Genomic DNA, 12422 nt, shown 5'->3' on the forward strand with positions numbered 1-12422 from the left:
TAATGAAATTTTATCAAAAAGTTATGCTGTCCCTCGGGACGGCAAGTGCACTCGTAAGCCCAGCAGTCGCGCAAGAGGCAATGACCCTGGATGAAAAAGTGAACGAAGCATTTGCTGCCTTTACCGGGCCATTTGTGAACCTGATTTTCGCACCGTTTCCAGGCACGAGTTTTCCATGGATTGTTATGTGGCTGGTTATAGCAGCTACGGTCTTCACGATTTATTTTTCATTCGTGCAGCTTAAGTTCTTCAAGCACGCGATATCGCTCGTCAAAGGCGACTATTCCGACCCGAACGATGCGGGCGAAGTCAGCCACTTTCAGGCGCTGGCGACCGCGCTTTCGGGCACTGTTGGCTTAGGAAATATCGCAGGTGTTGCTGTTGCAGTCGGCATTGGTGGACCGGGTGCTACATTCTGGATGATCCTTGCCGGTTTGATGGGAATGGCTTCGAAGTTCACCGAATGTACGCTTGGTGTGAAATATCGAAACGAATACCCAGATGGCACCGTTTCAGGCGGGCCAATGTATTACATTTCCAAGGGTTTTTCTGAACTTGGGCTGCCTGGAGGTAAGATACTCGCGATCCTGTTTTCGATCTTTTGTATCCTTGGCGCCCTTGGTGGCGGCAATATGTTTCAGGCCAATCAGGCACATGCTCAGATTTCAGGTATCACTGGTGCGTATCCAGGTTGGATTACGGGCGTGATCTTTGCTGCTGTCGTGTTCATTGTCATCGTCGGCGGTGTTAAATCCATTGCGCGGGTTACTGAAAAAGTCGTTCCTTTCATGGGTATCCTCTACGTTGGTGCATCGCTAGTTATCATTTTGATGAACTACGATCAGATCGGCTGGGCCTTTGGTCAGATCTTCAGTGGTGCATTCTCTGGTTTGGGCGTCGCTGGTGGTATGGTCGGTGCTTTGATCCAGGGTTTTAAACGTGCTGCATTTTCAAACGAAGCAGGCGTTGGGTCGGCAGCAATCGCGCACTCTGCGGTAAGAACGAAAGAGCCTATAACTGAAGGTTTTGTCTCTTTGCTCGAACCATTTATTGACACGGTCGTAATCTGCACGATGACAGCGCTTGTCATCACCATATCGGGTCAACTTATCTCGGATCCGGCTACTGGGCTTTACGTACTTGACGGTGCGCATATCGCAACGGTCGACGGGAATACGGGTGTCGCGCTGACATCTGCGGCCTTCGCATCGGCGTTTAGCTGGTTCCCCTATGTTCTGGCTGTGGCTGTGGTGTTGTTTGCCTTTTCCACGATGATTTCATGGTCCTACTATGGGTTGAAAAGCTGGACTTATCTGTTTGGTGAAGGTCAAACATCCGAGTTGGTGTTCAAGGTCATTTTCTGTGTCTTCATCGTTATCGGCGCGGCCGCCAATCTTGGTCCTGTGATCGATTTCTCGGATGCTGCGATATTTGCGATGGCAGTCGTAAACATCACAGCGCTTTACTTCCTGATGAAGCTCGTCAAGCAAGAGCTTCTGTCATATGTAGCGCGGCTTGCATCTGGCGAAATCAAGAAGTTTACACACTAAAATTAAGTGACAAGGCGGCTAGATTGCCGCCTTGTCACATACGGGAATTGTCGCAAACTGCCGGCATGAACGGCAGGGTATGCACAGTAAATGTGAATTCCGCTCCCTTCGGCCTGAAAGAGCAAATTCTGCACCCGTGGCACGGCTATTTCTGTTCTGTCTGGCAATGCCTATCAAGAAACCTTGAACAAACCAGCCGCACCTATGCCCCAACCAACGCACAACTTTGAGAAAAATGCCCGAGTTTCTTTTTCGTTGCGATTTGAAAGTGTTATTACCTAAGGCAGATTAGAAAAGTCTTTGGAAAACGGAGAGGGGCAGGAACCGCCCTATGCGAAAAAGCCACGCGAATGGTGCTGGGAAGCTCGTTGAAAACCGGCCATTCGTTATTGCATTCGCAACCTGTCGTGCGGCCGTTTCCGGGGTCATGATGGACGGCATTTTAAAATCATTCTTCTCGGTAAGGCGGGTTTTTATAAAGCCGGGGTTCATGCATTGAACGCTTATCTTAGTGTGTTTAAGATCTGCCCGAAGGTTTTCGGCCAGATGCATAAGTGCGGCTTTGCTGGCGCCGTAACCAATTGCGCCGGGAAGCCCCCTGAATCCGGCAAGAGAGCCGATAAGAATGATATGGCCCTGATCCTGTTCCAAGAGTTTTGGAACAGCTTGCCCTAGAACCCGCAAAGCACCTGTAAAATTAACATCAGCCATTGTGACCGCAGCGGCGCTGTTCCAATCCGTTGCTTTGACTGGTTCATAAAACCCGGCACAGTACACAACGCCGTCAAACTGGCCTATTTGCTCTGCCGCCGATTTAATGGAAGCCTCGTCCGTGACGTCAAGGGCGCAGACTGAAGCGTTCGGAAGTTCTTTTGCAAGCTCAATAAGCCGCTCTTCATTTCGGGCAGACAAGATGACAGACGCCCCTGAGTTCGACATTTCGCTGGCCAGAGCACGCCCCAGACCTTCGCTCGCGCCGATGATCCAGTATTTTTTTCCGTCAAACATTCAAGGCATTCGCCGGGCGCATAGTAGCGACAAGTTCAGCAACTTTTACACCAAATTTCCGCATTTCCGACTTGTTCAGGATGCTGCCGTTTTCCATGAGATACATCCAATCCGTTACATTCAGCACGTGGCCGCCAGCGTCTTCGGGAAGCCGAATGCGGTATCGCATGCGAACGGTTGCGCCGCTTTGTATGCCGTCTGCTGTTCCGATAACATCGTCAGCGGTTGCCCTAAACGATCCGTCGTTTCCTATTGTCAGATTCCACTTGCGAAGTTGTGTGTTGCCGCTGGAATAGTGAAATGACTCTGTCAAAGTTCCTGTTGCCCGATCCCACACGCCGTTCATGTCGGCGACGAAACGCGAATTGACGCGCCCCATAGGGCCATAGATGATGCCTTCGCACAGGATTGGTCCTGAAAGATGTTTCCGCAGGTCAAATGCGGGTGACGTTGCATTGTAATCTTGCGGTGATTGCGCAGAGAAGCCCAGCTTCTTGCTTATCACATAGACAAGTACGACTGCGGCAAAAGCCGCTGAAATCAGCTCCAATGCCATTGTGATTATCCTGTGCTCTGAATGGCAAAGTTGCCGGGGATGTTTGCGGTGCGATGTGTATGTTCGAGTTGCACGGCGATCAGAATTAATACGGTTAGAAGACTCGCTTTAAGCATGTACCAACTCCACTTGAACAACGTTTGTTTGGTCTACGGCGAAGGACGCAGCGCAGACCCCCAAATAATAGCGCCAGTTCCGGATGAACCTCTCGTCATGTCCGAGCTTCATGATCCGTGCGGACTGTGCCTCCAGACGTTCTGTCCACGCCCGGCATGTTTGGGCATAGTCGGCCCCGAAGGAAAAACTTTCTCGCACCCGAAGTCCCGCGCGATTCGCCTGTTCAGAAATCACTGCATTTGACAGCAGCATACCTCCGGGGAAGGTGTAGTGCCGGATATAATCAGAGCTTTTCGCGTAAATGTCGAAATAAGTGTCAGATACCGTGATAGCCTGTACGACGGCTTTGCCCTGTTCAGAAAGGCGATCTTTAAGGGTTTTGAAGTAAGTTGGCCAATAAGACTGGCCAACCGCCTCGATCATTTCGATCGACACAATGTTGTCGAATGTACCTTTGCAATCGCGATAGTCCTGAAGGCGAATTTCAGCACGCCCATCAAGGCGTGCATCTGCATAGCCTTTTTGACTTGGCGATATTGTAAGGCCTGTTACTTCACGCCCGGTTTCGGCTGCCCGCTCTGCAAAACCACCCCAGCCACATCCTATCTCAAGGGTTTTTTCGCCCTGTCCCAATTGCCCAAGAATTCGGTCATATTTTCGGTTTTGCGCGCGATACAGATCAGTGTCATCCGGGCTGAACAAAGCTGAAGAATAGGTCATACTAGGGTCGAGCCATAGCTGATAAAATTCGTTTCCAACATCATAATGCGCACGAATATTGCGGGAGGCGCCTTTGGTTGAATTTGCGCGCAGCAGATGATTGACCATGCGGAATTTCAGATTGTTCCAGAATCCTGCGTAGGCGTAGTTCTGGAACTGGTCGAGGTTAAGCAACGCGACCTTGATCATGTCTTCGATGCTCGGGGTGTCCCAAAGACCGGCAACATAGGTTTCACCAAGGCCGATATCCCCACGTGCGGCCGCCGCTGTTACAACGGACCAGTCGTGAATTTGCATTTCGGCATCGGGTGCGCCGGCTCCAAAGTCATAGATTTCACCTTCCGGGGTGTGCAGTCGCAGGCTGCCCGTGGATATCTGTGCGCAAGTTTCGAGAAAATCGTGTTTCACGCGTTTGGTCAAAAACAGCATTAGGAAACCTCCTCTTTTGGTGGTGCGGGACGGGTTCGGTAAGGCGCCGCCTTAAGCTTCAGCCGTATGGCCTGCAGGTAAATTAGCACAATTGTGCGTATCGCTCCAAAGGGGCGCCGCAGGTTTGAGCGCAGTATTGATAGGTTCGTTAAAGGTGTACGCGGTCCTGTCAGGGTTGCCGTTACGCCTTCTGGCCCGTTTCGATGAATAATCCGGATCGCGATCCGGTCCGGTTGAATGTCGAATGTAAAGGTGTAGTCACCGGCAATTTCCTGAAACGGTGAGACGTGGAAAACTTTTTCTGCGTGCAGTTTGTCAGTCTTTAAAATGGGTGCAAAATCAGGAAGGTGGCATAGGTAGCTGTGGCGATCCCCGAAGGTGTTATTCACTTCCGCGATTGCCGCCAGAAGATCATTCCCCTCCATCACAAGCCAGAAACTGACCGGGTTAAATATATATCCTAGAAAGCGCGGCTGGGTCAGTAAAAGCAAATCGTGCCCGTTTTTGAATTCAAAACCAGCTTTGGCAAGAACATCCCGGGCCCAGACAGCACCACGCCCATTGTTAGGCGTCCCGCCATGCGCGCTGTCATGAACAGATGCCAGATTGAATTTGTTCCGAGAGAAAAGCACGGGCCCGCATCGCGATTCAGGGGCGATCAACACAAAATCAACCCCATAGCGAAAGGCATTTTTGATTTGTCCCAACCGCGTATGGGTTGTGAATCCGGGGATATGTTCGGGTGACATGTTCATGCAAACTGCCGTTCTATAGATCGCGCGATGCGCACCGCGCTTGCAAAACCATCTTCATGAAATCCGTGCCGGGTGTACGCGCCCGCAAACCATGTGTTGTTTGCACCCTGAATGTTTCGCAGCACCTGCTGCGCAGCCAGCGCCGAACTGTCAAAAACCGGATGGCGAAAGGTTTTTTGATCATAAATCAACTGCTCGGGTACGTCGCGCGACGGGTTCAGCGAAACAAACAGCGGGTCAGCCTCGGGAATATTCTGAAGCCGGTTCATCCAGTAAGTTACACCAATTGCGGGTTCGGGCCGGGTTGTGTCGGCTTTGTAAACCCAGCTTGACCAGACGGCCTTTCTTTGCGGCATCTGCGCTGTGTCGCAGTGCAAGATCATCTGGTTGTTCTGAAACCTGACTGCAGAGAGTGCTGATTGCTCCGTTATTGTCGGGCGTTCCAGCAGTCGCAGTGCCTGATCTGAGTGACACGCAAAAATGACGTGGTCAAAGTTTTGGATCGGCGCATTTGCACAAATGATATGGCTTTGAATTCCATTGCGTGAAACAGCTTTCACAGGTGTGTTTTTGCGCAAAACGACACTTCTGGAGCGTAAGTGCCGCTCTAACCGACGCACGTATTCGATGCTGCCACCGTCAACGGTCCACCATTGATGCTGCCCGGAAGTCGACAAAAGCGCGTGATTGCGAAAAAACTGAACCAGTGCGCGCGCCGGAAAGCTTCTTATCTGGTCCGGGGAGGTCGACCAGATAGCGCCGCAGAGGGGCATCAGGTAGAATTTTTGAAACCACTGGCCCAAGCGCAGCTCATCCATCAACTCTCCGATTGTTGCACTATCGTCCGTTGCCATGGCTTCGGCATGGTTGTTGAACCGCACGATGTCCCGAACCATGCGCATGAAAGGTGGGCGCAGCATGTTTCTGCGTTGGCTGAGCAGTGCGCGCGTATTCTGAAGCCCGTATTCAATTCGCCCATTGTCGATTGAGGCGCCAAAGCTCATGCTACTTTTGGCAACGGGTACGTCCAGTTCGTTAAACATACGGGTGAGATGCGGGTAGTTCGCGTAGTTGAAAACGATAAACCCTGTATCAACAGGCTGGTCATTGTTTTTGCCTGCAATCACGGTTCGGGCATGACCGCCAAATTGCGGCGCTGCTTCAAAAACTGTGACGGCATGATGTGGTGCTAACAGATAAGCGGCGGCAAGGCCGGAGATACCCCCGCCAATAATGGCGATGCGCTGAGGCTGTGGTGGTGTTGCGTCAAGGGACATTTTATCTCCGTCGGGTGTTTCAAGACTATTACGGCGCAAAAAATAAAACAGATCAAAAATTGATCCATCTTTTCGCGGTGGCCGTAATGTGTGTATGCTGACGTTAACACATGACCCTTCTCCACCTGCATACAGGCCTCAAATATTAGAGGATAAAGCGGGTATTCGCCTTTATAAGGACAAAGCAAACGTGTCTAATCAGTCGACTGTCCAGTTTTCCGAACAGACGACATTGATGCTGGCTGTTCGTGACAATCGGGACAGGGCAGCTTTTGCTGCTTTGTTCGATTTTTTTGCTCCAAGGCTGAAAGGGTTTGCAATCAGGTCAGGTGCCAAAGGGGGACAGGTCGAAGATATCGTACAGGACGTCATGTTGACCGTCTGGCGCAAGGCCGATCAGTTTGATCCGCAGCGTGCACAGGTATCTGCCTGGATCTACCAGATCGCTCGCAATCGCCAGATTGACGTCATGCGAAAAGAAAACAAACCGGTTCCCGAAGAGCTGCACTACGAAGTTGAAGATGAACCCGACGCAGGTCAAATCCTCGCTGTAGAACAGGAAGCCGAACACCTTAAAAAGGCGATATCACGCCTCAAACCAGAGCAACGCGCTATGATTGAACAAGCTTACCTGGGCGAACTGTCCCATCAAGATATTCGCGAGCTGACCGGATTGCCACTGGGGACCATCAAGTCCCGAATTCGGCTTGGCCTTGAAAAATTACGACACGAGTTAAGGGGGATACGATAGTTATGGCTGATATCAATCATCATATCCCTGAATCGCTTTTGCAAGCCTATGCGACAGGGTTGCTCGTGCATCCATTTGCATTGGTTGTCGCTGCGCATATCTCGCTGTGTACAGAGTGCCGGGCAGGGCTTGAGGCGCATAATGCGGCAGGCGGAGCAATTCTGGAAAGCCTGCCTGACGAACCGGTGTCAGATGATCTGAAAGTCAGGATACTTGATCAGTTGGATGCGCCTTTCAAGCAGAAACCGGTCTATGAAAGGTCCGGTGTTTATCCGGGCCCAGTAATGGAAGCACTGAAAGGTGCAGCACCGCGATGGCGCCGCGTTGGAATGGGGGTGCGCCAGAGCATTCTGAGTGCGGGACAGGATGGCAGTGTAAGGCTTCTGTTTATTCCGCCGGGCCAGGCTGTGCCTGATCACAGCCACAATGGACTTGAACTTACTTTGGTCCTGCAAGGAAGTTTCAGTGACGAAACCGGCCGTTACGGGGTCGGTGATCTGGAAGTTGCTAATCAGGACCTCGAGCACACACCAATTGCTGATGCGGGCGCGCCGTGCATTTGCCTTGCGGCGACCGATGCGCCGCTTCGTTTCAAAGGTTTGGTTCCGCGAATTTTGCAGCCTGTCTTTCGGATATGAATGTGCAGCGCAGCAAGTTAAAAACCTGTCAGAAGCTCTGGCGCGTTTTACGCGTGCAGAACACTTTTAAATGAGGCGTGGAATTTGATTTGATCACAGGGCAGGGCAGCCGCTAAGCTTTTGGCGGGAGGACCCATCATGAAACCCCGCGATCCAATTTCACGCCTGCCGACACATGACGTAACGAATATGCCACCACATATGAGGGATCAGGGTCTCTGGGTGGATGACACTGCGTTGCGTGACTGGTTTGACGTTCAGGGCGGTGGTTCCCATGAGAAACACATGGCCCGTGTCGGGTCGTTGTGCGGGGCGGACGAAATCTTTGAAAAAGCCAATCAGGCAAACCGTTTCGGACCAGAACTTCGCGCATTCGACCGCTACGGGATGCGGATAAATCAGGTTGAATTTCACCCGGCCTACCACGACCTGATGAAGCTTGCGGTCTCGACCCAGATGCATAATTTTGCATGGCATAACGAGGGGAATGCCGGCCATCTGGGGCAGGCGGCGCTGACCTATATGTTCAGCCAGGTCGAAGGTGGTGTCATGTGCCCAATGGCAATGACCTATGCAGCGGTACCAAGCTTGCGCACCACCCCATCCATCAAAGCAGAATGGATGCCGCGCATCCTGTCGACGGATTATGACGCACGCGACATACCGGCACCCGAGAAAACGGGTGCGATGATCGGGATGTTCATGACGGAAAAACAGGGTGGCTCTGACGTAAGGGCCAATTCAACCGTTGCTGCGCCGGCCGGGGAAGAAGGCATAGGTCAGGCGTATTTGCTGACGGGCCACAAGTTTTTTTGTTCGGCACCGATGTGTGACGCTTTCCTGGTGCTGGCAAAAACACAAAGCGCAAGCATCTCTTGCTTTCTTGTTCCGCGCTGGCGGCCTGATGGTACGCGCAACAACCTGTTCATTCAGAGAATGAAAGACAAACTTGGCAACAAGTCAAACGCTTCAACCGAGATGGAGTTTCAGGACACTTACGGTGAAATGCTAGGCGAGGAAGGGCGTGGCATTCAAACCATCATAGAGATGGTTACCGGCAACCGTATCTATTGCGCAATGGCATCCGCAGGGACGATGCGACAGGCGCTTGTGCAGGCTTTGCATCACACGACACACCGCAGTGCGTTTCAAAAGCGTCTTATTCAGCAACCGCTTATGCAAAACGTGCTTGCAGATATGGCGCTAGAGGTTGAGGCGGCACTTGCGCTGGGTCTGCGTGTTGCACGTGCGATGGACCATGCAAGTGACACCGCAGAAGGGGCGTTGGCCAGAATTGGCACGGCTGTTGCTAAATACTGGAACTGCAAACGCTGCCCCGGTCTTGTTGCAGAGGCGCTCGAATGTCATGGCGGCCCCGGTTATGTCGAAGAAAGCATCATGCCGCGGCTCTATCGCGAAGCACCGCTAAATTCCATCTGGGAGGGGTCCGGAAATGTTGTCACGCTGGATGTTTTACGCGCGATCACGCGCGAGGCGGATGCGGTTCCTGCACTTTTAGACGAGTTGGAAAAGGCGCGTGGCAATGACCAGAACCTTGACAGTGCGATTGATCGCTTGCGCGCAGAATTTGATGACCGGGACGCGATGGAAAGCCGGATGCGCACCATAACGGAAATGATAGCGTTGACGCTGCAGGGCGCTTTGCTGACCCAACATGCTCCGACTAAAGTGGCAGAGGCGTTTTGCGCGTCTCGTCTTGCCCCGGGCTATCGCGGCGCTTTCGGAACGCTGCCGAAGGGGTGCGATACTGATGCCATTATAAGTCGCGCATTGGGTCGCGAAACGTGCTGAACCTTCGCTGTCTTGCTAACCCTTTCGAAATTTACATTTATTTTTGTTGTCTGAGCTTGAATTGCATCCGGTTTTCCAGTTCTTTGCTTAAACTCAGGCGAGGTGACGTTCTGGTTGCAGAAATTGGTCAGTGCCAACTTTGTGCAGTAAAATGTAAAGGCTGGGCGGGATGAAAGACTTCGGATCATTCGACTATATCGTTGTGGGGGCAGGTTCCGCCGGATGTGTTGTTGCCAACAGGCTTTCCGCCAATAAGCGCAACAAGGTTTTGTTGCTCGAAGCGGGGGGCAACGACAACTACATCTGGGTTAATATCCCGGTGGGCTATCTTTACTGCATCGGCAATCCGCGAACAGACTGGATGTTTTCAACGGCGGCTGAAAAAGGTTTGAACGGCCGCTCCATCGGGTATCCGCGTGGGCGCCTGCTCGGGGGCTGCTCGTCGATCAACGGTATGCTGTATTTGCGCGGGCAAGCGCGGGATTATGACGGATGGCGACAACTTGGCAATACTGGCTGGGGTTGGGATGATGTCTTGCCGTATTTCAGGAAATCCGAAGATCATTTTGCCGGGGCAGATGAGCTGCACGGTGCGGGCGGGGAATGGCGCGTTGAAGAACAGCGGTTGTCGTGGGAAATTCTGGATGCCTTCGCTGATGCGAGCGAGGCCGCGGGCATACCGCGCACCGACGATTTCAACCGTGGCAACAACGAAGGTGTGGGATATTTTAAGGTCAATCAACGCAGCGGTTGGCGGTGGAGCACATCAAAGGCGTTTTTGCGCCCTGCAAAAGGCCGGGACAACCTGACTGTCCTGACAAATGCGCAAGCTGAAGGCCTGATTGTGGCAGATCGAAAAGTAACCGGTATCCGGTTCAGGCAGGGTGATCAGCCTTGCATTGCGAACGCAAACGCAGAGGTGATCCTGTCGGCTGGCGCGATCGGGTCGCCGCAGTTGATGATGTTGTCAGGCATTGGCCCAGCCGCGCATCTCAAGGAACATGGGATCACTGTCGCGCATAATCTGGAGGGTGTAGGCGGTAATCTTCAGGATCACTTGCAACTGCGATGTGCCTACCGCGTAAGTGGCGTGAAGACATTGAACCAAAAGGCCAGCACGCTTTGGGGGAAGGCGATGATTGGCCTCGAATACGCGCTTTGGCGCAGCGGGCCAATGTCGATGGCGCCCAGTCAGCTTGGGGCCTTTGCAAAATCGGATGCATCGCTGGAAACCCCGGATCTGGAATATCACGTTCAGCCGCTGTCCTTGCCAAAGTTTGGCGAGGATTTGGACCCCTTTCCAGCATTTACCGCAAGCGTTTGCCATCTAAGGCCAGAAAGCCGCGGGCAGGTGCGTCTGAAGTCATCTGACCCGTTTGCGCATCCCCATATCGCGCCAAACTACCTGTCAACAGAAGGCGACAGGTTGGTCGCCGCACGGGCGATCCGCCTGACCCGTAACATCGTGTCACAAGCGCCATTTCAAAAATATCACCCGGAAGAAATGCGCCCCGGACCGGATTATGATGACGATGATCTGGTGCGCGCAGCCGGTGATATAGGGACAACCATTTTTCACCCGGTCGGAACAGCCAAGATGGGAAGTGATACGCAGGCTGTCGTCGATGCAGATCTGCGGGTGCACGGTATCGGGGGCTTGCGTATTGTCGATGCGTCAGTCATGCCGACAATCACGTCGGGCAATACCAATGCGCCAACGATCATGATTGCCGAGAAAGCATCAGACCTGATCCTGAAGGGGTAAGGTTGCGAACCGAACTGCGCAATCGTGCTTTAGCGGGCTATATCTGGATACCTATCCATCTCGTCGCGAGACATGAACCCGCAACACAAAGGACCGGTATTTTGCAGCTTAACCTTAAACAGCTTGAGACCTTTGTCTGGGTTGCCAATCTCGGAAGCTTTCGCAGAACCGCCGAAAGACTGAACACAACGCAGCCAAATATTTCAGCACGAATTTCAGCACTGGAAGCCGTTCTGAAAGTAAAACTTATGGAACGCGACGCAGGCTCTGTGCGACTGACAACCAAAGGTCAGGAATTGCTGGAACACGCGCGGCGCATACTTCGTGCCACGGAAGATATGATCGAGGCCTCAAACAATGCAGCACTTTTTGATGGTGTGCTAAGGCTAGGTGTTACCGAAATGGTCGTGCACACTTGGTTGCGCGAATTTCTTAAAACCCTGAAAGAACGATTTCCAAAAATTGTCGTTGAACTGACGGTGGATCTTTCGGTCAATCTGGAAAAAGAACTTTTTGAACGCTCGATTGACCTCGCGCTGCAATACGGTCCTTTCAAAGGTATGACCAGCGGCAGCGAAGACCTTGGAACTTACGCCATGATTTGGGTCGCCTCGCCCGCGATAGGTTTGAATTCCAAAACGCGTGTCACGATGAATGATCTGGCGAGTTATCCGATTCTGACCCATTCACGCGACACGCAGTCCTTTCTGGAAGTCACCGAACATTTTGCCTCTCGCCATGATCTTTCTGCGCGTCTGGTACCCTCCAGCAACCTTGCGGCGTGCCTTCACATGACGATGAACGGAATGGGCATCGCAACCATGCCGGAAGTTATGGTCGCGGGTGAACTTGCTTCTGGTGAGCTTTGTCAGATCGAATATGAATGGGTTCCCGAAAGCCTGCGTTTCCTTGCGCGTTATGATACCAAGAAATCACCAAAATACGTTGCAACAGCAGCGAGTATTGCGAACGAAGTCGCGACAAGATTCATCGACGACTTCGAACAGAAAAAGCATAGGAACAAAAAAAAGTAGGATAGATTTT

At 52.2% G+C, this 12422-nt stretch carries 11 protein-coding genes; 6 read left to right on the forward strand and 5 right to left on the reverse strand.

All coding sequences use genetic code 11. The features are described 5' to 3' along the window. The first annotated feature begins 2 nt into the window (after window positions 1-2). Window positions 3-1550 (forward strand): alanine/glycine:cation symporter family protein, encoded by a 1548-nt coding sequence (locus tag MWU63_RS00335; protein ID WP_213888140.1) that lies wholly within the window; start codon window positions 3-5, stop codon window positions 1548-1550. A 288-nt stretch (window positions 1551-1838) separates the two neighbouring features. Here the strand turns inward: MWU63_RS00335 and MWU63_RS00340 are convergent, their stop codons facing one another. The 5 genes from MWU63_RS00340 to MWU63_RS00360 all read right to left on the reverse strand — a co-directional run bounded on the left by MWU63_RS00340 (window position 1839) and on the right by MWU63_RS00360 (window position 6412). After that, a complete protein-coding gene (locus MWU63_RS00340) occupies window positions 1839-2558 on the reverse strand; it encodes an SDR family NAD(P)-dependent oxidoreductase (protein WP_213888139.1) in 720 nt (239 codons plus the stop codon). After that, on the reverse strand, window positions 2551-3114 hold the full coding sequence (locus MWU63_RS00345; protein WP_213888138.1) for a DUF3833 domain-containing protein: 564 nt from the start codon (window positions 3112-3114) through the stop codon (window positions 2551-2553). The genes MWU63_RS00340 and MWU63_RS00345 overlap by 8 nt, the downstream gene beginning before the upstream one ends. 108 nt (window positions 3115-3222) lie before the next feature. Next, window positions 3223-4380 carry a cyclopropane-fatty-acyl-phospholipid synthase family protein gene (locus tag MWU63_RS00350; RefSeq protein ID WP_213888137.1) on the reverse strand — a complete coding sequence of 386 codons (1158 nt, stop codon included), beginning with the start codon at window positions 4378-4380 and terminating at the stop codon, window positions 3223-3225. Beyond that, window positions 4380-5135 carry a DUF1365 domain-containing protein gene (locus tag MWU63_RS00355; RefSeq protein WP_213888136.1) on the reverse strand — a complete coding sequence of 252 codons (756 nt, stop codon included), beginning with the start codon at window positions 5133-5135 and terminating at the stop codon, window positions 4380-4382. The genes MWU63_RS00350 and MWU63_RS00355 overlap by 1 nt, the downstream gene beginning before the upstream one ends. Beyond that, window positions 5132-6412, reverse strand: coding sequence for an FAD-dependent oxidoreductase (locus MWU63_RS00360; RefSeq protein WP_213888135.1), 1281 nt, complete (start codon window positions 6410-6412; stop codon window positions 5132-5134). The genes MWU63_RS00355 and MWU63_RS00360 overlap by 4 nt, the downstream gene beginning before the upstream one ends. Before the next feature lie 235 nt (window positions 6413-6647). Here MWU63_RS00360 and MWU63_RS00365 point away from each other — a divergent pair, with 235 nt between their 5' ends. From MWU63_RS00365 to MWU63_RS00385, 5 genes are all read left to right on the forward strand, one after another. Continuing rightward, window positions 6648-7163 (forward strand): sigma-70 family RNA polymerase sigma factor, encoded by a 516-nt coding sequence (locus MWU63_RS00365; protein ID WP_213888164.1) that lies wholly within the window; start codon window positions 6648-6650, stop codon window positions 7161-7163. Window positions 7164-7165: 2 nt separating this feature from the next. Next, on the forward strand, window positions 7166-7801 hold the full coding sequence (locus MWU63_RS00370) for a ChrR family anti-sigma-E factor (protein WP_247076665.1): 636 nt from the start codon (window positions 7166-7168) through the stop codon (window positions 7799-7801). Window positions 7802-7939: 138 nt separating this feature from the next. After that, a complete protein-coding gene (locus MWU63_RS00375; protein WP_213888133.1) occupies window positions 7940-9613 on the forward strand; it encodes an acyl-CoA dehydrogenase family protein in 1674 nt (557 codons plus the stop codon). 169 nt (window positions 9614-9782) lie between these two features. After that, a complete protein-coding gene (locus tag MWU63_RS00380; protein ID WP_213888132.1) occupies window positions 9783-11378 on the forward strand; it encodes a GMC family oxidoreductase N-terminal domain-containing protein in 1596 nt (531 codons plus the stop codon). 2 nt (window positions 11379-11380) lie between these two features. After that, window positions 11381-12412: a LysR family transcriptional regulator gene (locus MWU63_RS00385; protein WP_247076667.1), complete on the forward strand. Its 1032-nt coding sequence runs from the start codon at window positions 11381-11383 to the stop codon at window positions 12410-12412. Window positions 12413-12422: the final 10 nt, after the last annotated feature.

The sequence above is a fragment of the Pseudohalocynthiibacter sp. F2068 genome, assembly GCF_023015645.1.
Classification (GTDB): domain Bacteria; phylum Pseudomonadota; class Alphaproteobacteria; order Rhodobacterales; family Rhodobacteraceae; genus Pseudohalocynthiibacter; species Pseudohalocynthiibacter aestuariivivens.